General features: G+C 66.0%; 16 protein-coding genes. 9 read left to right on the top strand and 7 right to left on the bottom strand.

The genetic code is table 11. The features are described from left to right. The first annotated feature begins 9 nt into the window (after positions 1-9). On the top strand, positions 10-1,044 hold the full coding sequence (locus tag AC13FN_RS07835) for a methionine synthase (RefSeq protein ID WP_049433748.1): 1,035 nt from the start codon (positions 10-12) through the stop codon (positions 1,042-1,044). Here the strand turns inward: AC13FN_RS07835 and AC13FN_RS07840 are convergent. The 4 genes from AC13FN_RS07840 to AC13FN_RS07855 all read right to left on the bottom strand — a co-directional run bounded on the left by AC13FN_RS07840 (position 1,001) and on the right by AC13FN_RS07855 (position 4,051). Beyond that, complete coding sequence (locus AC13FN_RS07840) at positions 1,001-1,570, bottom strand: hypothetical protein (RefSeq protein WP_100049918.1); 570 nt, start codon at positions 1,568-1,570, stop codon at positions 1,001-1,003. The genes AC13FN_RS07835 and AC13FN_RS07840 overlap by 44 nt on opposite strands. Before the next feature lie 78 nt (positions 1,571-1,648). Beyond that, positions 1,649-2,464: a S1 family peptidase gene (locus tag AC13FN_RS07845; protein WP_482984454.1), complete on the bottom strand. Its 816-nt coding sequence runs from the start codon at positions 2,462-2,464 to the stop codon at positions 1,649-1,651. Positions 2,465-2,598: 134 nt separating this feature from the next. Continuing rightward, entirely contained in the window at positions 2,599-2,910 is a 312-nt protein-coding gene (locus AC13FN_RS07850) for an excalibur calcium-binding domain-containing protein (RefSeq protein WP_217015850.1), read from the bottom strand. A 136-nt stretch (positions 2,911-3,046) separates the two neighbouring features. Next, positions 3,047-4,051 carry an extracellular catalytic domain type 1 short-chain-length polyhydroxyalkanoate depolymerase gene (locus tag AC13FN_RS07855; protein WP_217015815.1) on the bottom strand — a complete coding sequence of 335 codons (1,005 nt, stop codon included), beginning with the start codon at positions 4,049-4,051 and terminating at the stop codon, positions 3,047-3,049. A gap of 197 nt (positions 4,052-4,248) precedes the next feature. On the opposite strand from AC13FN_RS07855, the gene AC13FN_RS07860 reads away from it, so the two are divergent. From AC13FN_RS07860 to AC13FN_RS07875, 4 genes are read left to right on the top strand one after another with little or no spacing between them, the layout of a single operon-like run. Continuing rightward, the gene (locus tag AC13FN_RS07860; protein WP_482984453.1) at positions 4,249-6,447 is read left to right on the top strand and encodes a TonB-dependent receptor; all 2,199 of its coding nucleotides are present in this window, start codon (positions 4,249-4,251) and stop codon (positions 6,445-6,447) included. Between the two features lie 32 nt (positions 6,448-6,479). Next, positions 6,480-7,358, top strand: a complete 879-nt coding sequence (locus AC13FN_RS07865; protein ID WP_241885133.1) for an alpha/beta fold hydrolase — start codon at positions 6,480-6,482, stop codon at positions 7,356-7,358. Then, positions 7,355-7,831 carry a MaoC family dehydratase gene (locus AC13FN_RS07870; RefSeq protein ID WP_159360171.1) on the top strand — a complete coding sequence of 159 codons (477 nt, stop codon included), beginning with the start codon at positions 7,355-7,357 and terminating at the stop codon, positions 7,829-7,831. The genes AC13FN_RS07865 and AC13FN_RS07870 overlap by 4 nt, the downstream gene beginning before the upstream one ends. 36 nt (positions 7,832-7,867) lie before the next feature. After that, positions 7,868-11,197, top strand: coding sequence for a hybrid sensor histidine kinase/response regulator (locus AC13FN_RS07875; RefSeq protein WP_482984452.1), 3,330 nt, complete (start codon positions 7,868-7,870; stop codon positions 11,195-11,197). A gap of 4 nt (positions 11,198-11,201) precedes the next feature. Here the strand turns inward: AC13FN_RS07875 and AC13FN_RS07880 are convergent, their stop codons facing one another. Continuing rightward, positions 11,202-11,876 (bottom strand): response regulator, encoded by a 675-nt coding sequence (locus tag AC13FN_RS07880; RefSeq protein WP_197653989.1) that lies wholly within the window; start codon positions 11,874-11,876, stop codon positions 11,202-11,204. Positions 11,877-12,005: 129 nt separating this feature from the next. Between AC13FN_RS07880 and AC13FN_RS07885 the strand changes: the two genes are divergently transcribed. Next, the gene (locus AC13FN_RS07885; RefSeq protein WP_460132542.1) at positions 12,006-13,652 is read left to right on the top strand and encodes a fatty acid--CoA ligase; all 1,647 of its coding nucleotides are present in this window, start codon (positions 12,006-12,008) and stop codon (positions 13,650-13,652) included. 19 nt (positions 13,653-13,671) lie between these two features. Here AC13FN_RS07885 and AC13FN_RS07890 read toward each other — a convergent pair whose 3' ends face one another. Together AC13FN_RS07890 and AC13FN_RS07895 are read right to left on the bottom strand one after the other, a co-directional pair. Next, positions 13,672-14,271: an NADPH-dependent FMN reductase gene (locus tag AC13FN_RS07890; protein WP_401740379.1), complete on the bottom strand. Its 600-nt coding sequence runs from the start codon at positions 14,269-14,271 to the stop codon at positions 13,672-13,674. A 137-nt stretch (positions 14,272-14,408) separates the two neighbouring features. Next, positions 14,409-16,058, bottom strand: a complete 1,650-nt coding sequence (locus AC13FN_RS07895; protein WP_482984451.1) for an ABC transporter ATP-binding protein — start codon at positions 16,056-16,058, stop codon at positions 14,409-14,411. Positions 16,059-16,236: 178 nt separating this feature from the next. Between AC13FN_RS07895 and AC13FN_RS07900 the strand changes: the two genes are divergently transcribed. From AC13FN_RS07900 to AC13FN_RS07910, 3 genes are read left to right on the top strand one after another with little or no spacing between them, the layout of a single operon-like run. Further along, positions 16,237-18,621: a TonB-dependent receptor plug domain-containing protein gene (locus AC13FN_RS07900; protein ID WP_482984450.1), complete on the top strand. Its 2,385-nt coding sequence runs from the start codon at positions 16,237-16,239 to the stop codon at positions 18,619-18,621. 10 nt (positions 18,622-18,631) lie between these two features. After that, on the top strand, positions 18,632-20,095 hold the full coding sequence (locus AC13FN_RS07905) for a DUF3526 domain-containing protein (RefSeq protein WP_071305240.1): 1,464 nt from the start codon (positions 18,632-18,634) through the stop codon (positions 20,093-20,095). Further along, positions 20,092-21,450: an ABC transporter permease subunit gene (locus tag AC13FN_RS07910; RefSeq protein ID WP_241885141.1), complete on the top strand. Its 1,359-nt coding sequence runs from the start codon at positions 20,092-20,094 to the stop codon at positions 21,448-21,450. Before AC13FN_RS07905 ends, AC13FN_RS07910 begins: the two co-directional genes overlap by 4 nt.

The following is a 21,450-nucleotide window of genomic DNA, read 5'->3' on the forward strand; positions in this document are numbered from 1 at the left end:
CAAGACGCAATGTCGACGAAGAAACTGCTCCCTACCTCCACCGCCGGCAGCCTGCCCAAGCCGTCCTGGCTGGCAGAACCCGAAAAGCTCTGGTCGCCCTGGAAGCTGCAGGACGAAGGCCTGACTGAAGGCAAGCAGGATGCCCTGCGCCTGTCCCTGCAGGAACAGCAGCATGCCGGCATCGATATCGTCAGCGACGGCGAGCAGACCCGGCAGCACTTCGTCACCACCTTCATCGAACACCTCAGCGGCGTTGATTTCGAGAAGCGCGAGACCGTGCGCATCCGCAACCGCTACGATGCCAGCGTGCCGACCGTGGTCGGCGCCGTGAGCCGCCCGAAACCGGTGTTCGTGGAGGATGCGAAGTTCCTGCGCCGGCAGACCACGCAGCCGATCAAGTGGGCGCTGCCTGGCCCGATGACGATGATCGACACCCTGTACGACGCGCACTACAAGAGCCGTGAGAAGCTGGCCTGGGAGTTCGCGAAGATCCTCAACGAGGAAGCGAAGGAGCTGGAAGCCGCTGGCGTGGACATCATCCAGTTCGATGAGCCGGCCTTCAACGTGTTCTTCGACGAAGTGAACGACTGGGGCGTAGCCGCGCTGGAGCGTGCGATCGAAGGACTGAAGTGCGAGACCGCCGTGCACATCTGCTACGGCTACGGCATCAAGGCCAACACCGACTGGAAGCAGACGCTGGGATCGGAATGGCGCCAGTATGAAGAATCGTTCCCCAAGCTGCAGACCTCCAACCTCGACATCATCTCGCTGGAATGCCACAACTCGCACGTGCCGATCGACCTGATCGAACTGGTACGCGGAAAGAAAGTGATGGTGGGCGCCATCGACGTGGCGTCCAGCACGGTGGAGACCGCCGATGAAGTAGCCAACACCCTGCGCAAGGCCCTGCAGTTCGTGGATGCCGACAAGCTTTACCCGAGCACCAACTGCGGCATGGCGCCGCTGGCCCGTGAAGTGGCACGTGGCAAGCTGCGTGCGCTCAGCGAAGGGGCCCGGATCGTGCGTGAGGAGCTTTCGGCGTAGCTCTGGTTGGGGATGTATTCCCGTTTCGGTGCGGGGAGGATGGAATCTGGCCGGACACAGACCAGGCTCCACCTCGCCCCTGCACCTCGGGCCTGGCGGCCATCATGTGTGGCCGCGGTGCCAGCGCTTCCTTGATCCGCCCCATCTCCCCTGCCCCGGCTTCAGCCAGGCGCCGGGCCTGCTGCCGCTGCTCCCGCGTCAGTGCCTGCGAGGGCACGGCGCCCGCGCCGGGCGCAACAGCCACCAACCGCGCCACCGCATCGCGCAGAGGCAACTGCGGGCAGAGCCGTGCAGCACACCAGCGCTCGGCGTAGCGCTTGGCCTGACGGGCGCTGGCGGCGGACACGACCTTGGCCTGTGACATCTTGCGTGCGTCCAGATACAGGCGGAACCCGAGCACCGCATGCGGCACGATACTGGCCACCGAACGACCGTTCCACCACAGATCCCAGCGCTCGCCGCTCTGCACCCAGCCGGATGGCCGGGACGCGGTCACGCACGCAGGAAATTTGAACGAAGAGGCCATGGCGGAGAGGATACGAACACCCGTCGCATGACTTGAGACCGGGCGAACATCTGCGCGGAAGACTGCCCGGATGCACGATTAACGTGATGCGTCACGCTCGATGATGCTTTCGATCCAGTTGAGGTAGCGGGACACGCGGACGTTGTAGACCACCTGGCCATAGAAGCCCGCCTCAAGCGCGTGCTCCGGAACGGCGGTGATCCAGGAGCCGAGGCCCACCAGCTGCCAGGCCCCTTCCTTCCTGATCAGCAGCGGGCCGCCGCTGTCGCCGTTGCCGAGCACGCCCTCAAGGGGAAGGCCCTGCGGAGGCGGATCGAACCGGTACCAGAGATAGCGTTCGTTGCCGCCGGTGATGGTGTTGTACGCCCGGCGTAGCGTCGTGCGATGTGAGCCACCCGGCACCAGGCCAATGGCACCGTTGCCGGTGGCGCCTTTCCCTATCACGGCGGCGACCTGCGTGACCTCGTTGGCGCCACGGTAGAGTGCAACCGGCGGCACATCGCTCACCGGGGCGGCAAGTCTGATCAGTGCGATGTCATCCGACGCCGCCAGAAACGCGTGGATTTTCGACGCGCTCCCGGTTGCCATCGCTTCCTTGCCCAGCGCCTCGGGCATCCTCCGGTAGCCGGGGTGCAGGAAGACACGCTCGACGCCGTAGCCCTTCCCATCGATGGTGATCGTGGCATCCATCCCTTCCATCGGTGCTGCATGCGCAGCGGTCAGCACCCACTGCGGAGCAATGAGGACACCATGACCCTCGCCCGGCATGTCGGCCAGTGCCGGGAACACCGATGCGTCGATCTGGTACCTGGCATCGTCAACATCGTCGCGGATGACCACCGCACCGGTGGCGAACGGGAGCGTGGCCAATGCCAGGAAAATCCAGCGCTTCATGATTGCTTTCATCCTTGCAGTTCAATCACAACAGCCTAGGGGATATCCCTGCAATACGGGGAGATCGTGCGACCACTCCCGGCGATGGCCGACGAACCCGGGGAAACGGGAGTTGAAGCCAGGTGGGCCATGCCCTACCTGTGGCCCCGATAGGGTTCGCAGCCCACGCCGTCATTGTCACGATCGAGGTGCGGGCCATACCCCGGATCACCACGCCGTACCGGCGCAGCCCCGGCGGCGCGGGCCTCCGCGCAGTTGGCAAATGCCCGGGAGCCGCGCGCGGGGGCGGGGGCGAAACTGCTGCGCGGAGTGTCGACGTATCGAGGGGCGGCTGGAGCGGCTCGATGGCAGTGATACTCACCCGTTTTCCGGTTGGTGTGGCAACCCTGCTTGTCGAGCCCGCCCGGATGCGCGAGCGCATTTGCGGACAGTGCCAGTGCGAGCATGCCGGATACAGCCAATACGATGGAATTTCGGTGTCGGGTTTCCAGGCCTTCCCCCTGTCAGGCAATCCTGCCAGGGGGAAGGCTAGCATGGGGCCTTTGACCGTCGATCAAGCTCGACGCTGCAACAGAAGCCCCTTCAGCGCTGGTGGTCCCTCAGGAACAACCAGGTGATCAGCGTGGCATCCGGCCCCTTCGGGTCGGTGAATGGCAGGCCCGACTGGCTGCCGCTCCAGGCATGCCCCATGCCCTGCACCACATAGTGCTGAACCAGCGTCCTGCCGCCGTACGCGTAGTTGTCGACGGTATACGCGCGGCCGCCCGGCACCTGGCCGTGATAGGTGCTGGTCGGCACGTACTTCACCGAATCGTTGTCCATGCCGTCGTCGGCCAGGTCATTGGTCTGCAGGAACTGGCGCACCGCCTGCTGCCCGTTCACCGGGTTGACGGTCAGGTCGGCACTGCCATGGAACACCAGCACCGGCAGCGGTCGCGGCGTCGGTGAGCCCGAACACTGCCATGCCAGGCGACCGTTGCTGTCCGGCGAGTAGATGCTGCCGGCCAACAGTGCGTAGGCGCTACCGGAAATCGTGGTCGCGCCCTTGAACATGCCACCGGAATGGATGGCACCTGCGGCGAACACATCCGAATAGCAGGCCAGCATGATCGAGGTCATCGCGCCGCCCGCCGAAATGCCGGTGACGTACACGTGATGCGGATCAACGCTGTAAGCCGCCTTCACTTTGTCCACGATGCCGGCCAGGAGCGAGGGCTCGCCACTGTCGCGTGCCTGGTTGATCGGCAGCTGCCAATTCCAGCAGCGGGCCGGATTGGAGGTGACGTTCTGCCGGGGGTAGACCACGATGAAGCCTTCGGTGTCGGCCACATCGTTGAAGCCCGAGGCCTCGCCCATCAGGTTCGGTCCGGTCACGCAGCCGTGCAGCACCAGCAGCAAAGGCAGCGGTTGTGTGTCGTCGTAGCCGGCGGGCACCCACACCTGGTATTCGCGGGCGCCGAACAGATTGCCGTACAGGCCAATGTCCCAATGCCCGGCCGGGCCTGCAGCAAGGGCACTGCCCGCCATTGCCAGCCAACTGCACAGCACCAGCAGTACAACCTTGATCGAATCGATTCCGGATTTCATGGCCAGATCCTCATGGGTGAGTCGTGGATGAAGGGGTACCGGGATGCGCTTCCGGCTGGGGCCGCGCCCAGTATCCGCATCCGGCGGCCGCTGCCGACTGGACCTAGGTCCACTCGCCGCTGCCCGATGACACCGCTAGCCTTGGCTGCAGGGGTGGCAATGGGCCATCTGCAAGCACCTGTCTGGGGGAGGACCGAATGAAACGGAATTGTTTGAGTCTCATGATCGGCGCGCTGCTGGCTTCCGGGCCGGTACTGGCCCAGGAAGCGCCCCAGGCCACGCCGACGGCGGACAGGACTGCATCACCCACCAACCTGGACAGCATCAAGGTCACCGCACGCAAGCGCGAGGAAACCCTGCAGGAGGTGCCGGTTGCCGTCACTGCGTTTACCTCCGAGGCGCTGGACAAGATGAATGTCCAGGACATCAGCGACCTGGATGCGCAGGTGCCCAACCTCACCATCTACGCTGCCCGCGGCGCCAGCAGCACGGTCACCGCCTACATCCGTGGCATCGGCCAGTCCGATCCCACCTGGGGCGCCGATCCGGGCGTGGGCATCTACCTGGATGACGTCTATATCGCGCGCCCGCAGGGTGCGCTGCTGGATGTGTTCGATGTCTCGCGCATCGAGGTGCTGCGCGGCCCGCAGGGCACGCTGTATGGCAAGAACACCATCGGCGGCGCGATCAAGTACATCTCGCGCGGCCTGCCCACCCAGGCCGAGGGCTTCGCCCAGATCACCGTGGGCAACTACAGCCAGCTGGATGCGAAGGCGGCCATCGGCGGCCCGATCGGCGGTGCCGACAGCGGCCTGCGCGCCCGTGTAGCGGTGGCCAGCATGAACCACGACGGGTTTGGCGAGAACACCTTCAACGGCCAGCCGGTCAGCGACAAGCAGATCAACGTGGCACGCCTGAACCTGGGCGCGTATGCGGGCGATGACTTCGACGTGCAGTTCGCACTGGACTGGATCGACGATCAGTCCGGCATGCGCGGCTCGAAGATGCTGGCGCCCAATCCGTTCCTGCGCGCCTACCCGCCGATGGACAGCCGCTATGACATCCGCTCGGGCATGCGCAACCTCAACAACGTGGAGAGCAAGGGCGCCTCGGCCACAGTGAACTGGCGGCCGAACGAAGACATCGCACTGAAGTACGTGATCGCCAAGCGTGAATCGGACAGCGAGGCCAACATCGACTTCGATACCGCGCCGGTCAAGCTCGCCGACGTGGGTGGCACCTACCACGACGACCAGGTCAGCAACGAAGTGCAGGTGAACTACGATGCCGGCGGCCGGGTGCGCGGCGTGGTCGGCCTGTACCAGTTCAGCGGCGAAGCTGGCGGGCAGATCCAGAACAACTACTTCAGTGCGCAGTTCGCCGACAACCAGGGCAAGGTGCTGACCGACAGCATCGCGCTGTACGCGGACTGGACCTTCGACCTGACCAGCAGACTGAAGCTCGATGTCGGCGCCCGCTACACCGACGAGGACAAGCGCGCGATCGTGCTGAACCGCCTCTACGCCGACCCGGGCTTCAGCCGGCCGGTGGCGGTGACCGCCGATTTCGACAAGAAGACCAACTTCAAGAACGTCTCGCCCAAGGTCTCGCTGGACTACCAGATCACCCCGGACATCATGGTCTATGGCCTGGCGACGCGTGGCTTCAAGTCCGGTGGCTACAACATCCGCGCCAACGCGGTGGCGGCACCGCGCTCGGCGGAGCCGTTCGATGACGAGACCGTGGACAGCTACGAAGTCGGCAGCAAGATGGCCTTCCTCGACCAGCGCCTGTTCCTGAACCTGTCGGCGTTCTACAACAAGTACAAGGACATCCAGCTGTCGGTGTTCACCGGTCTGGATACCAACGGCGATGGCATCGACGATTCATTCTTCGGTGATTTCACCAATGCCGGCGCCGGTACCGTCAAAGGCCTGGAAGTCGAGTATCAGTACCTGCCCAGCCAGCACTGGCTGATTTCCGGCAACCTGGCATGGCTGGATACCAAGTACGACGAGTACATGGACCGCGGCATCAACGTGGCCAGGCAGATGAAGTTCACCAATGCCCCGGAATTCTCGGGGGCGCTGAATGTGGAATACCGCACCGACCTGGCCAACGGCAGCAACCTGTCGGCACGGGTGAGCTACAGCTACCAGAGCGAAGTGTGGCCGACCACTGACCTCAGCCCGGTGATCCGACAGCAGGGTTACGGGCTGGTCAATGCCGGCGTCATCTGGCGCCTGGACGATGCGTGGACCTTCTCGCTGCAGGGCACCAACCTGGCCGACAAGGAATACCGCACCACCGGCTACAACATCCCGGCGGTCGGCACGCTGATTGGCTTCTATGGCCCGCCGCGCCAATATAGCCTCAGCGTCCGGTACGATTTCTAGCGCATCCGTTACGATCTTCAGGAAGCTTCTGCATGACGCAGTCTTACGACGACCTGTACTGGAACAGCAATGATGGATTGCGCCTGCACGCGCGCGACCATGCACCCGATGCGGGGCAGGCAGCGCGTGGCACGGTGGTCTGCATTCCAGGACTGACCCGCAATGGCGCCGATTTCGACGCGCTGGCCGATGTACTCACCGCCGAGGGCTGGCGCGTGATCGCGGTCGACCTGCGCGGTCGCGCAGGGTCGGAACGCGCATATGACCCGTCCAGCTACAACCCACGTGCCTATGCGGATGACATGGTCGCGCTGCTGCGCTCGCAGAACATCGACAAGGCGGTGTTCGTCGGCACCTCGCTGGGCGTACTGGTGACCATCACCCTCGCCTCGCGCGCGCCCGAGCGGATCGCGGGCGCGGTGCTCAACGATGCCGGCCCCAAGGTGCCACGCGAGGCGCTGGCACGGATCGGCAAGTACGCCGGCAAGCCGGTCCCGCCGATGGACCTGGTGCAGGCCACGGCTTACGTGGAATCCATCGGCAAGGCCGCGTTCCCTCGCTTCAGCACCGACGACTGGCGGCAGATGGCGGTGCGCACCTTCCGCCCACGAAACGATGGCCTGCTGGAACTGGACTACGACCCGGCGGTGATCCGCACCACCCGGCCATGGCTGCTGTGGCTGTTGCGTCCGCTGCTATGGCGTGCGGTTCGCGGGCTGACCGCACGGGTGCCGGTGCTGGTGGTGCGCGGTGCGCTGTCCGACATCCTGCCAGCCGATGTCGCGCGACAGATGGCGGCCACCTCGGAAAGTGCCCGCCTGGTGGAAGTGCCCGATGTGGGGCACGCTCCGATGCTGTCCGAACCAGAGGCACGTGACGCGATCCTGACCTTGCTGGAGCGTGTGGCGTGAGTGCGGACAGCGACCTGCCTCCCGCCCTGCAGGCGTTGCAGCAGTGGGCAGCCAGCGAGCGGCTGAGTGGCGTGACCCGCGTGGACCAGGCGCGCATCGATGCCTTTGCCGACGCCACCGGCGACCACAACTGGATCCATGTCGATCCAGCGCGGGCGCAGGCGCAGATGCCGGGTGGGCAGACCATCGCACACGGCTTCCTGCTGCTCTCGCTGACGGTGGAGGACGATGTGGCCGCCCTCGCCGGCTTCCCCGGCATCGCCCATGTGCTCAACTACGGCTTGAACAAGGTCCGCTTCCTGGCGCCGGTGCCGAGCGGGTCCGAGGTGCGGGTACGCTCGCAGCTGGTGTCACTGGACGCGCGGCAGCCCGGCCAATGGCTGCTGACCCAGCGCAAGGCCGTCGAGCGGGTTGCTGATGGCGAGCTGGCACTGGTCGCTGAGCAGCTGTCACTGATCGTGATCGCCTCCTAGCACCACCCTCCCCGCTTCTCTCCCTACACTGGAGCGATGTTGACGCCCTCCATCGTCCTCTTCGCCTGCATTGCATGGACCGCACTGCTGTTTGGCGTGGCGCTGTGGGGCGAGCGCCGGGGGCACCGGCTTTCGAGGGCATGGCCGCTCATCTATGCACTGTCGCTGGCCGTGCACTGCACCGCGTGGACCTACTACGGCGCGGCCTCGCAGGGGCTGCAATGGGGCTTTCCGATTCCACCGACCCTGGCCGGGATGGCGCTGATCTTCGCCTTGGGCCTGCCGTTCCTGCTCCGCCTGGGGCGGCTGGCCAAACAGCACAACAGTGCGACCATCGCCGATCTGGTCGTTGCACGACTGCGTGCCGATCGTGGTCTTGGCTTCACCATCACCCTGGTGGCGCTGTTCGGCATCATTCCCTACATCGCACTGCAGCTGAAAGCCGTCAGCCAGGGGCTGGGCGCCCTGCTCGGTGATCGGTTCGCGCCTGCCGGTGCGCAGCTGGACATGTCGTTCTGGTTCGCGCTGACGATGGCTGCGTTCACCCTGCTGTTCGGTGCACGCAAGGCCTCGGCCACCGAGCCCAACCGCGGCATCGTGGTCGCGCTGGGCCTGGAATCGGTGTTGAAACTGGTGGCGCTGTTGGCCATTGGCCTGTATGCGGCGCTGTCCGTGCACACGGCCGGCACACCGCTGCTGGAGAAGATGGTGCAGCTGCCGCCCCCGGCCATCGTGCCGGACTATCTCACCATGGTCGCGCTCGGGGCGATCTCCGCGTTCACCCTGCCGCACCAGTTCCACGTCGGCGTGGTCGAGCTTCGCCAGACCTCGGACCTGAAGACGGCACGCTGGATGTTCCCGGTCTACCTGCTGCTGATCGGCCTGCCGTCGGTGCCGATGGCATTGGCCGGCGCCGCGCAGCTGCCGGCCTCGGTATCACCGGACCTGTACGTGCTGGCGCTGCCGCAGGCCGGTGGCCATCATCTGCTGGCGCTGCTGGCCTATCTGGGCAGCCTGAGCGCGGCCACCGGCATGATGATCCTGTCCGGGCTGACCCTGTCGATCATGCTTGGCAACCATGGGTTCGGTTCACGCCTGCTCGGTGGCATCGAGGGCGGTGTGGCCAATGCCGATCTGCGCCCCCGCGTGCTGGCGTTCCGCCGTGCCGGCATCCTCGCCGTGTTCCTGATGTCGTGGCTGTACAGCCGCGCGATGAGCGACACGGAGGCACTCAGCGATTTCGGCCTGATGTCCTTCACCGCTCTCTCGCAGCTGGCACCGGCAGTGCTGCTGGCGGTATATCGCCCGCGTACGCCCTCCGCGGCCATCATGGCCGGCATCGTGCTGGGCTCATTGGCCTGGCTGTGGCTGGTACTGCTGCCGATGGTGATCCCGGCCGCCACGCCATCGGTCGGCGCCGACGGGCTGCATTGGTTGTCGGTGGTCTCGCTGCGCGTGCAGCCGGGGCATATCGCCATCAGCATGGGTGCCAGCCTGGCGGTCAACCTGCTGGCCGTGGCACTGGTGTCGCGGGCCGTGCGTCCGTCGTTGCCGCGGAGGCGGGATGCGGTGGCTGCGGCGTCCCTGCGCAGGACCGCCGGACGCTTCCTTGGCCAGGAGCGTGCGCGCCAGCTGCTGGAGGGCTACGCCGGGCAGATGCTGGATGACGACCGGGTCACCGCCGTCGAGCGTGAGCTGACCGCCGTGGTCGGCGCAGGCATGGCACGGCTGCTGGTCGAAGCCGCACGCGAGGGCGGCGCCGCGCCGCTGGACGCGGTGACCCGCGCCGTCGGCGAGGCCACCCAGGTGCTGCGCTTCAACCAGCGCCTGCTGGAAGCTGCGCTGGAGAACATGAGCCAGGGCATCAGCGTGGTCGATGCGCAGCTGCAGCTGGTGGCCTGGAACAGCCGCTACGCCGCGCTGTTCAAGTTCCCGCCTGAGCTGCTGCAGGTCGGGCAGCCGGTGGTCAACCTCACGGCATGGGCACTGGGGCAGCTGAAGATCGGCGATGGCCCCGGCGACACGCCCACCAAGGCATTGCAGCGCCGCGTCGCGCATATGCGCCGTGGCACGCCGCACCTGTCCGAACGGATCTTCCCCGATGACACCATCGTCGAGATCCGCGGCAACCCGATGCCGGGCGGCGGCTATGTAGCCACCTTCACGGATGTCACGGCGTTCCGCCGCGCGGAGGATGCGCTCAAGCGCAGCAATGAAAATCTGGAACGCCGAGTACAGGACCGCACCGCGCGGCTGCAGCAGGCGGTACAGGAGGCCGAGCGCGCGAACGCGGCAAAAACGCGCTTCCTGACGGCGGTCGGCCATGACCTCATCCAGCCCCTGCATGCGGCCCAGTTGCTGACCGAGGCGATGTCGCAGCACATCGAGTCCGAGTTCCTCGACAGTTTCCTGCGGCAGATCCGCGGCGCATTGGATTCCACTGATGACCTGCTGTCCGGCCTGCTGGATATCTCGCGACTGGAAGCCGGTGGGCTGGTGGCCGATCCGCGCCCCTTCGCGCTGTCGACCGTGCTGGATCCGCTTGCGCAGGAGTTCGCGGTGCTTGCGGCGGCGCGTGGCCTGCAGTTCCGCCACGTGCGGAGCCAGGCCTGGGTCCATAGCGACCCGCTGCTGCTGCGCCGGGTGCTGCAGAACTTCCTGGCCAACGCCATTCGTTACACCCGCCATGGCGGTGTCTTGCTGGGTGTACGCCGCCAGGGGCAGGCACTGATGATCGGCGTGCATGACACCGGCCCCGGCATTGCTCCGGAGCAGCAGGAGGTGGTGTTCGAGGAGTTCCACCGGGTCGATCGCAGCAACGGGCAAGGACTGGGCCTGGGCTTGACCATCGCGCACCGCATCGCCGACCTGCTGCATGCACCCTTGCACCTGCGCAGCGTACCCGGGCATGGCTCGGCCTTCTCGATCAGCGTGCAACGCGCAGCACCCCCTGTGACCCCGCGCAGTTCACCACCGACGGGCGGCAGCAGCGCCCTGAAGGGAATTCGTGTACTGGTGGTGGACAACGACCCGGACGCACTGGCGGCGATGCGGCAGCTGCTGCATTCCTGGGGTTGCGATGTGATCGCGGCAGGTAACGCCGATGACATCGGACCCTCAGCGCACGAGGCGGCGCTGTGGCTGTTCGACTATCACCTGGATGACGGCGATACCGGTGTTGCGCTGTGGAAGCGGCTGGTGGGCATGCATGGGCCGCGGCCGACGGTGATCCTCAGCGCGGATACCGGCAGCGATACGCGCGAGGCGGTGCGCGGCGTTGGGCTGTCCCTGCTCAACAAGCCATTCAAGCCGTTGGCGCTGCGCTGGGCGATCAACCACCTGCTGGCGGCCACTGCCACGCCCTGACCCATCAGGGCTCGGGAAGCTCTTCGATCTGCCGGGACGGATCGGCCAACCCCATTTCGTGCAGCACGCGGATGGCCTGCGCGCGGTTGCGCACGCCCAGCCGCTCCATGATGCGTGTCATGTGCGCCTTGACCGTGCGCAGCTGTACGCCCAACCGGTCGGCGATCTGCTTGTTGAGCAGGCCCTCGGCCACCAGCCCCAGCACCTTGTACTGATGTGCCGACAGGCTGGCCAGGCGTGCGGCCAGGTCGGCATCCCTGCTGAACGGTGCCACCCGCGCCACCGGCTCGCGCAGCAACGCTGGAATCCAGCGCTCACCCTCCAGCACGGACTGTAGCGCGGACTGCAGTTCGTTCAAGCCCGAGCTCTTGGGCAGGTAACCTGCGGCGCCGAGGTCGATGGCACGCCGGATGACCTGCGGCTCCTCGTTGGCGGAGACGATGATGATCGCCAGGCCCGGCTGCAGGGCACGGATCGTGGCCAGCCCGGCCAGCCCATGGTTGCCGGGCATGTGCAGGTCCAGCAGCATCAGGTCGATCGACTGGTTCTCGATCACCTCCAGCACGCCGTCCAGCGAATCAGCCTCGCTGATCTGCAGATCGTCGACCGCCTCTTCCGCCGCGCGATGCAGTGCCGCACGGAACAAGGGGTGATCATCGGCGATGAGCAGGGTGGGCATGTCCTGGCGAGATTATCAAATCGGGTGCGCGCGGGAACAGGTACCTAGGTACGCTGGTACAGCGGGAAGGGCTTGCTAGTGTGGGGCGGAGAAGGCCGGCGACCGCAACGCCGCCCACGAGGAAATGCCATGTCATCCGCCCCCACTCCCGATGCCCATGCCTATCCACTGCTGATCAAGCAGCTGCTGCTGATGCCGCTGGCAGTGAGCCCTGGACAGGAAATCGTCTACGGCGACCAGGTACGGTTCGATTACCGCACCCTGCACGCGCGCATCGGCCAGCTGGCAGGCCTGCTGACCTCGCTGGGAGTCGGCCACGGCGACACGGTGGCGGTGATGGACTGGGACAGCAACCGCTACCTGGAGGCCTACTTCGCGGTGCCGATGATCGGTGCGGTGCTGATGATGGTGAACGTGCGCCTGGCCCCCGAGCAGATCGCGTACACGCTGAACCACAGCGGCGCGCGGACGATCCTGGCCAACCGCGAGTTCCTGCCGCTGCTGGACGCCATCGACGAGCAGCTGCCGGACCTGCGCACCCGCATTCTGCTGGACGATGCCGATGGCGCGCTGCCGCCAGGCTTCGCCACCGAGTACGAAACGGGGTTGCGTGACGCCACGCCGGTCGTCCGCTTCCCGGACTTTGACGAGAATGCCCGTGCCACGGTGTTCTACACCACTGGAACCACCGGGTTGCCCAAGGGGGTCTATTTCAGCCACCGGCAGCTGGTGCTGCATTCGCTGGCGGCGATGGCCGCACTCGGCGGCGCCTCCCGCCAGGGCCGCCTGCATCGTGACGATGTCTACATGCCCATGACCCCGATGTTCCATGTGCACGCGTGGGGCCTGCCCTACGTGGCTACCGCGATGGGCATCAAGCAGGTCTATCCGGGGCGTTACCTGCCTGCGAAGCTGCTGGCGTTGATCGCCCGCGAAAAGGTGACCTTCTCGCACTGCGTGCCAACCATCCTGCACATGCTGCTGGAGCACCCGGACGCGACGCAGACCGACCTGGAGGGCTGGAAGGTGATCATCGGCGGTGCCGCCCTGCCCCGTGCCCTGGCGCAGCGTGCACTGGCACGGGGCATCGATATCTTCGGCGGCTATGGCATGTCCGAGACCTGCCCTCTGCTCACCATCGCCCAGATCGACGTGGACAGTGTGACCGATGCCGACGAGGTGCTTTCATTGCGCACCAAGGCCGGCATTCCGGTGCCGCTGGTGGACCTGCGGATTGTCGACCCGGACATGGGCGATGTCGTCCACGATGGCGTCGCCACCGGCGAAGTGGTGGCACGAGCACCCTGGCTGACCCAGGGTTACCTGAACGATCCCGACGCTTCGGCAGCATTGTGGGTGGGCGGCTACCTGCACACCGGCGACATCGGCAACATCGACGAAGGTGGCTACCTGCGCGTCACCGATCGCATCAAGGACGTGATCAAGACCGGTGGCGAATGGATCTCGTCGCTCGCGCTGGAAGACATCATCGCGCTGCACCCTGCGGTCAGCGAAGTCGCGGTGATCGGTATCGCCGATGCGAAATGGGGCGAACGGCCCCTGCCACTGGTGGTCAGGCTGCCCGGCCGTGATGTGTCAGAGGCGGAGATCATCGAACTTGTCGCAGCGCGCAGCCGTTCCGGAGACGTCTCACGCTATGCGATTCCGGAGCGTGTCAGCTTCGTGGATGCGATCGAGCGCACCAGCGTGGGCAAGATCAACAAGAAGAAGCTGCGCGGGCTGCATGATCCGGGCGCTGGCACCAGCGGGCGCTGACACCCTCTGCCGGCACCGCTCAACCGCGCGATGCCCTGCCCTGCAGCAGCTGGACCCAGGCCTGGAATCCCTCCAGGAAGCGCTGCAGGCGCTTGCGCGTCGCCGCGTCGAAATCGTCCGCATCGTTGTCGTAGGCCGCCGCAGCTTCGGCCACGTAAAGCTGTGGCGAGGCCATGGTCAAGGCACCCATGGCGGTCAGTGTATGGCGCAGCTGCGACTGTGCCAGCTTGGTGCCCCAGTGACCCGGCGTGGCGCCGATGATCGCCACCGGCTTGGCCGAAAGGACCGTGCGGTATTCGGCATCGTCGCGGGACAGCCAATCGAGCGTGTTCTTGAGTACGCCGGGAAGTGACTGGCTGTACTCCGGCGTGGCGATCAGCACGCCGTCAGCGGCTGCAATGGCCGCGCGCAGGCGCTTGACCCCGGCAGGGCCAGCCGGATCGGCGGCTTCGAGGTCTTCATCGAACAGCGGAACATCGGCAATGGTGTCATGCACGCTCAGCAGCAGGCCCGCAGGCGCGGCGCCTGCCGCGGCTCTGATCAGGCGCCGGTTGTAACTGTTGCCACGCAGGCTGCCGGCAAACGCCAGGATGTTCAGCGGTGGAGCGTTGTCGGACATGCGGGATTCCTGGGATGAGTCGGTGCGGGGTCACGGGCCATGCATCGACAGCACGGGCGGTACCGGGAAAGGTCGCGCACAGCGTACCCCAGAAGCACTGCGCCCCAGCTGCAGGTGCAGGTGTCCGCCATGTCCCGTCAGCCCGTGGCCAGCACGATCACCTGGTCGGCTTCGGTTACCACGCTGCGGCGATGGGTGATGGCCACGATCGTGACATCACCGGCTAGCGCACGGATATGGCCCATGATCTCGCGCTCGGTCGCCTCGTCCAGCGCCGAGCTGGCTTCATCCAGGAACAGGATGGTGGGCTCTCCATAGAGTGCACGGGCAATGGCGATGCGCTGCCGTTCGCCACCGGAAAGTTTCAGGCCACGCTCGCCCACGCTGGTTTCAAACCCTTCGGGCAGCGCGTCGATCAAGGCCAGGATCGACGCCTTGTGGGTCGCGTGACGCAACCGGGTGTCGTCGCGCGGGCGCCCCAGCAGGATGTTGTCGGCCAGGCTCTCGTTGAGCAGGATGACATCCTGGGGAACGACGGCGACGGCGGCGTGCCACGCGGCACGGTCGATGTGGGCCAGGTCGGTGCCATCCACCAGGATGCGACCGTGCTGGGGCTCGATCGACTTCAGTGCCAGCTTGAACAGCGTCGACTTCCCTGCCCCGGTCTCCCCCATCAGGAAGTTGATGCCGCCGCGCCTGGCGTGGAAGGACGCATCCCGGACGCCCCGGCCATTGCCGTAGCGATGGCTGACATGCTGGAACTCGATCCGGCCGCACTTTCCGCGGAATCGGCCGGCGTTCGCCGCCTGCCGTTCTTCGGGCGCCGCCCACAGGGCCGACAGCGGCGTCAGCAGCGTCCACGAACGGGCAACGTCATCAATCGAGCGCGCGATCATTTCAAAGGGCATGTTGAGCTGCAGCAACAGCAGATTGAACAGCACGATATCGCCGACGCTCAGGTCACCACTCTGGTAGCGTGGGAGTAGCAGCGCGAAGGTGACGATGAACTCGACCGCCAGGCCGATGCCGAGCAGCACGATGAAGCCGATCCGCTGCAGCACGTAGGCACGCCAACTGTCGCGCACCTCCTGGGCCTTCTGTTCGAAGCGCTGGATCATCCACGCGCTGCCGCCGAACTGGCGCAACGTCTCCATCGCGTTCATCGCATTGCCGACAAAGCGCGCATTCTGCTGGCCCGCCTCGACCGCCGCCTCACGATGGATCCGTGCTCGCCGGGTGGCGATGGCCGAGAGCGTGACGGCCACAGAGCCATAGCCCAGCACGATCGCCACCATCTGCAGGTTGATCAGTGCGCCCAGTGTCAGCAGGGTCAGCAGGATCTGCAGTGCGCTGGGAATGAACACCACCAGGCCGAGCTGCACCACGATCTTCAGCGCGTTGCGGCCTTTCTCGCCGGCCACCTGCAGTTCGGCTGCGTTGTAATCCAGGAAGAAGCTGTGGGTCTTCTTCAGCAGGCGCGCGAAGTAGCGGGTGCTGGTGATGAAACCAAGGTTTTCGCCACTGAGGAACGACAGGTACTGCACGGTGTTCTGCAGGATGCTGGCGGCGCCGAGCATCACCGCGTAGAGCAGGAACCATCCCGCCAGTTCACGGATGCCTTCCGTGCTGATGCGGTCGATCAGGCGCGAGAACAGGTACGGCGCTGCCACCGTGGCCAGGCCGGAAAGCATGACGATGGCGGCGATCAACAGCAGCAGCCTGCGGTCCGCCTTCCAGTACGCGACGAGGATCTCGGTGACCGGCGGCGGCAGCGCGAACATTCTCATCAGCGTCGGTCCGGCATCTGTGCAGTGACTCGTGTGTGGCGGTGCGCCTGCCCTCGCCCCTCGGCCCTCGGCACAGCAAGATCGTCGCGCACCTTGAATGATATGCTATAACATCTCCATTGAAGGCGCGATGGCTCGTGCCGCAGACCAACATCCGATGAGATCGATGGACCGGGGCATGAACAACGCATCCACTGCCAGGCCGGCGGCATTGGTGGTCGCCAGCCTGGCCGCTGCTCTGCAGCTCAACGCGCCGGCAATGGCGCAGGATGCCAGCGCTCTGGGCAGTACTGCCCAGGGCGACCGGCGATCCGATACCGCCACGCTGGACAAGGTGATGGTCATTGGCAGCAATATCCGCGATGCCATTGGCGGCGGCGCCTCTCCGGTCATCGTGATCGACCGGGAGGCCATTGATCGAACCGGGGTGGCCTCGTTGCAGCAGCTCTTCGAGAAGCTGCCGCAGAACTTCGGCGGTGGTGCCAACGGCGCCAACGTCGGCAACCTCGGCGTCGACCGCGATACCGGCAACAACTTCGGCCAGGGCACCGCCATCAACCTGCGTGGCCTCGGCACGGGCACCACGCTGACGCTGATCAACGGCCACCGTGTGACCTCCTCGAACCGCTACCAATACGTCGACATCTCGCTGATTCCGCTGAGCGCCATCGAGCGCGTGGAGATCCTCACCGATGGCGCCTCTGCCATCTACGGCACCGACGCCGTCGGCGGTGTGGTCAACATCGTCCTGCGCCGCGATTTCACCGGCTATGAGACCTCGCTGCGCTATGGCAGCGTCACCCGCGGCAACATGGACGAGTACCAGGCCTCGCAGTCGGCCGGCTGGTCGTGGGAGGGTGGCCACCTGATGGCCAGCTACGAGTTCCTGAAGCAGGGCAACCTCGCCGCCGTCGACAAGGACTTTTCCCGGAACGTTACGGTCAAGCCCTACGACATCTATCCCGGTTCGAAGCGGCACAGCCTGTATCTGGACGGCGTGCAGGAGCTCAGTGATGTGCTGACGCTCAACCTGACCGGCTCCTTTGCCAAGCGCGAGATGGACACCACCATTTCCGGCACCGCCGACGAGACCCGCCTGTTCCCGCACACGCGGCAGTTCGATGTGTTCGCCGGGCTTACTTTCGAGCTTCCGCGCCAGTGGCAGGCCCGCCTGAATTCCGGATTCGGCAGGAGCGACGTCTCCTACGAGAGAACGACCATCACCGGCAGCTCGGTCAGCACCGCGCCGCCGACGGATACGAACTCCGAATCGCGCTATCTGGAAGTGATCGCCGACGGCGAGCTGTTCAATCTTCCGGCCGGCGGCGTACGCGCGGCATTCGGTGCGGGCTACCGCCGCGATGGCTATGAACTGCTCGACCACCGCGGGCTTGAGAAGCCGCTGGATCTGCAGCGCACGATCCGTTCCGCTTTCGCTGAGCTCAACATTCCGCTGCTGGCAGACATGCCTGGCGTTCGTCGGCTGTCGCTGACTGCGGCCGCACGCTACGACGACTACAGCGATTTTGGTTCCACCCTCAATCCCAAGCTCGGCCTGCTGTGGGAAGCAACGGAAGGACTTTCATTCCGCACCAGCTACGGCCGCTCCTACCGGGCGCCGGTCTACCAGGACATGCAGCTGAACAACACCGTGGTGGTGGCCAAAGTACCCAACCCGAGCGCGGCCAACGGAAGCACGGTGCTGATGATGCTCTCCAACGGCAACCCGGATCTGGGGCCCGAACGTGCCACGACCTGGACCGGCGGCTTCTCGTTCGCGCCCCCGTCGCTGCCGGGCCTCAAGATCGACGCGAACTACTATCACATCGAGTATGCCGACCGGATCGGCAGCGGTTTCGGCGGCAGTTTCCCGTCGCTGTTCCTGCAGTCCACCGCGCCCTATGCGGACCTGCTGACCGTCAACCCGACGCCGCAGCAGATCCAGCAGGCGCGCCAGCTGGGTGCCTCCGGCCTGGGCCTGTTCGTATCGCGGGTGGGCCCTTATGCCCTGACACCAGGAACCGATGAAACCAGCAGCGAAGTCATCCTGGACAACCGCTTTCGCAACAACGCGTTCACTTCGCAGCGCGGCGTCGATTTCAATGCCTCCTACGATTTCGACGCTGGCCAGACCCGCATCGCGTTGAACCTTGCCGGCCAGTACATCATCGATTCCAAGCGCCGCGTGACCGCCACCTCGCCCGAGGTGGACGCGGTGAATGCGGTGTACTTCCCGGTCGACCTGAAGGTGCGCGGCGGCCTCGCCATGAGCCACCGGCAGGTTGCCGGCGGGCTGTTCGTGAACTACGTGGACAGCTATCGCGATCCCGCCAACCGCGCCGACCACCATGTCAGCTCGTGGACGACGGTCGACCTCAATCTCAGGTATGACTTCAGCGGTGCTGCCGGTGCCGGACAGGGCACTTCGCTGGCCTTCAACGTGCAGAACCTGTTCGACCGGAATCCGCCCTTCATCGTCAACAGCATCAACACCGGTTTCGACCCGACCAATGCAACGGCGCTCGGCCGATTCCTGTCCATGACATTGACCCATCGCTGGTAGGGCGCCCGCCATGAGCGATGCCTCCCCCACCTTCTCCAGACCCGCATCCGCCGTGCGCCAGACGCTGGTCGTTGCCGCGACCCAGCTGAAGCTGATGTGGCGCGAGCGGCGCCTGTTGTGGCTCGCGCTGACCCTGCTGCTGCTTGCGGGAGCGTCGGTTACCACGGGCGCAGCACGGCTGGCGCAGCAGGCCCAGGAGCGCCAGATCGTAGCGGAGCAGGAGGCCGGGCTATGGGACAGCCAGGGCACGATCGACCCGCATGCTGCCGCGCACGTCGGCCGCGCCATTCCCGCGCCGGTGCGGCCGCTGGCGGCGCTCGACCCGGGCATCACGGATTTCGTCGGCACCTCGGTGTTCATCGAAGGCCATGCGCAGAACCCGGCCCGGCACCGACCCGTCGACGCCGGCACCGCGCTCAGCCGGTTCGATGGCTTCTCCGCCGCATGGGCGCTGCAGGTCGTGGCGCCTCTGCTGATCATCCTTGCCGGATTCGCCAGCCTCTCCGGCGATGTCGCCCGCGAAACCCTCCGCCAGGAGCTCGGCAGTGGTGCATCGGCCCACGTCCTGATCGGCGGCCGGCTGATCGCGCTGGCAACGGCATCGCTGCTGCTGGTGCTCGCCCTGCTGGCGGTCAGTGTTCCCGGCATGGCCGGACGCACCCTCGGCACGGCCGACATCATGGCGCTGATTGCGATGTTCGCGGCGTATGCGCTCTATCTCCTGGTGTTCTGCGCCATCACCATCGGCGTCTCGGCGCGCTTCAGCGCAGCACGCACGTCGTTGGTGGTGCTGCTCGGCTTCTGGGTGGTAGCCACCCTGCTCGCGCCGCGGGTGGCCCCCGCACTGGCCGAATCACTGTATCCCACGCCTACTGCCCCCGCGTTCCGGGCGGCGGTCAGCGAGGACGCAGAGCACGGCGCAGATGGCCACGACCCGGCGGACAAGCGGCTGGACGCACTGAAAGCAGAGATGCTGGCACGCTATCAGGTGAAGGACGTGGACGATCTTCCGGTCAACTTCCGCGGCGTGGCGCTGGAGTTCGCCGAAGCCAATTCCACCGAGACCTACAACCGCCACTTCGAACGCATCTACGCTACCTACCAGCGGCAGGCGATCACGCAGCGCGCCTTCGCGGCGCTGTCGCCCACCCTCGCGCTGCAGGCCGCGTCACGGGCACTGGCGCGCACCGACTTCCCTGCACAACTGGCGTTCCTGCGCGGAGTCGAAGACTATCGCTACCGGCTGATCCAGGCACTCAACCTGGAAGTGAAACAGCACAAGGCCGCGAACGGCAGCAAGCATCTGGCCGATATCGCGACCCTTACCCGCTCCGTGGCGTACAGCCCGCAACAACCGCCGCTGGGCCACATCGCCGCGGCACAGTCGGTGAATTTCGCCATCCTGCTGGCCTGGGTGCTGCTGGCCCTGGGGCTGGTGTTCACGTCGGCGCGGCATCTCGGGAGTGCCCCATGAGCAGCCTGTCGATCGCAGGGCATGAGATCCGTCGCCTGCTGCGTGACCGGGCGTTGCCGGTGCTGCTTGGCCTGCTGGTGGTGCTGGCGGCCTATGCAGCATGGAATGGCAGTGCGTGGGTCGGGCAGCGCGAGGCAGCCATCAGCCTGATCAACGCGGAAGAACAGGATGCCAGGGACCGCAGCCGGGGGTTCGTTGGCAAGGCGCCGTCGGTACTGCCCCGCGTCCAGCCGGTGCTCCCTCCCGGCCCGATGGCGGCATTGTCGATTGGACAGGCGGACGCCTACCCCTACACCGCCGATGTGGTTGCGCTGGGTGACCGTACCCAGCTGCTCAGGCATGTGTGGTCCGACATCGGCAATCCTGCCGTGCAGGCCGCTGGCCGATTCGACCTGGCCTTCGTCATTGTGTTTCTGCTGCCCTTGGTCATCCTGGCGACCACCTTCGATCTCTGGTCGCGCGAACGCGAGCGCGGCATCACAGCGTTGGTGTTGTCACAGCCCATCGCGGCAGGGCGGCTGATCGCGGTCAAGGCCCTGGCCCGAGGTGCCATCGTGCTGCTGCCTGCGCTGGCGATCATCATTGCCGTTGCCGCTGGCTCGGGCGCAACACGCCCTTCCGGCCTGGCCGTGCTTGCCCTGATCGTGCTCGCCTACGGCAGCTTCTGGCTGGCACTGGCGGTGCTTATCGGCTGCTTCGCCCGGCGCACCACCGAGGCCGCGATCGCCGCTGGCGCACTGTGGCTGCTGATCGTTGTCATGGCCCCATCACTGGTCCTGGCAGCGGTGAACCTGATGGTTCCACCGCCCTCGCAGATGCAACTGGCGACCGCACTGAAGGCGCAGCTGGCCGACACTGCCCGCCAGCAGCAGCTGCGCCACGCGGCAGCCTCCCCCGCCACGCGTTCGCCAGCACCGCGCATTGCGGACGCCGTGCGCGTGGCCTATGCCGATCTTGTCCAGGCCGATCAGGCCATCGCGCCCTTGATCGCCGCGCACACGAAGGCTGAGGACGCGCGGCGCCAGGCACTCGACCGGGCGCGCCTGCTGCTGCCTTCGGTCGCGGTGCAGGATGCACTGGACCGCCTCGCCGGATCCGACGCCGACCGGGCGCTGGCGTTCCAGCAGCAGGTCCTCGCGTACTGGCACACACGTCGGCAGCTGCACAAGGACTATCTGGACCGTGACGTGCCACAGACGCTGGCCGAGTACGACGCCCTGCCCCGTTTCGAATTCCAGGACACGGCGGGCGCCCTGCAACGCGGTGTACTGATCGACCTGGCCGCATTGGCCGTCGCCACCCTGCTTCTGTTGATCGCGGCCTGGTCGATGCGGCGTCGGCTGGCCACCCCCTGA

This window comes from Stenotrophomonas sp. 115C5 (assembly GCF_056861055.1).

Coding starts and splice junctions, on each gene's coding strand:
- AC13FN_RS07835 (WP_049433748.1), top strand. CDS start 10: ATGTCGACGAAGAAACTGCTCCCTACCTCCACCGCCGGCAGCCTGCCC.
- AC13FN_RS07840 (WP_100049918.1), bottom strand. CDS start 1,570: ATGGCCTCTTCGTTCAAATTTCCTGCGTGCGTGACCGCGTCCCGGCCA.
- AC13FN_RS07845 (WP_482984454.1), bottom strand. CDS start 2,464: ATGAAGCGCTGGATTTTCCTGGCATTGGCCACGCTCCCGTTCGCCACC.
- AC13FN_RS07850 (WP_217015850.1), bottom strand. CDS start 2,910: ATGCTCGCACTGGCACTGTCCGCAAATGCGCTCGCGCATCCGGGCGGG.
- AC13FN_RS07855 (WP_217015815.1), bottom strand. CDS start 4,051: ATGAAATCCGGAATCGATTCGATCAAGGTTGTACTGCTGGTGCTGTGC.
- AC13FN_RS07860 (WP_482984453.1), top strand. CDS start 4,249: ATGAAACGGAATTGTTTGAGTCTCATGATCGGCGCGCTGCTGGCTTCC.
- AC13FN_RS07865 (WP_241885133.1), top strand. CDS start 6,480: ATGACGCAGTCTTACGACGACCTGTACTGGAACAGCAATGATGGATTG.
- AC13FN_RS07875 (WP_482984452.1), top strand. CDS start 7,868: ATGTTGACGCCCTCCATCGTCCTCTTCGCCTGCATTGCATGGACCGCA.
- AC13FN_RS07880 (WP_197653989.1), bottom strand. CDS start 11,876: ATGCCCACCCTGCTCATCGCCGATGATCACCCCTTGTTCCGTGCGGCA.
- AC13FN_RS07885 (WP_460132542.1), top strand. CDS start 12,006: ATGTCATCCGCCCCCACTCCCGATGCCCATGCCTATCCACTGCTGATC.
- AC13FN_RS07890 (WP_401740379.1), bottom strand. CDS start 14,271: ATGTCCGACAACGCTCCACCGCTGAACATCCTGGCGTTTGCCGGCAGC.
- AC13FN_RS07895 (WP_482984451.1), bottom strand. CDS start 16,058: ATGAGAATGTTCGCGCTGCCGCCGCCGGTCACCGAGATCCTCGTCGCG.
- AC13FN_RS07900 (WP_482984450.1), top strand. CDS start 16,237: ATGAACAACGCATCCACTGCCAGGCCGGCGGCATTGGTGGTCGCCAGC.
- AC13FN_RS07905 (WP_071305240.1), top strand. CDS start 18,632: ATGAGCGATGCCTCCCCCACCTTCTCCAGACCCGCATCCGCCGTGCGC.
- AC13FN_RS07910 (WP_241885141.1), top strand. CDS start 20,092: ATGAGCAGCCTGTCGATCGCAGGGCATGAGATCCGTCGCCTGCTGCGT.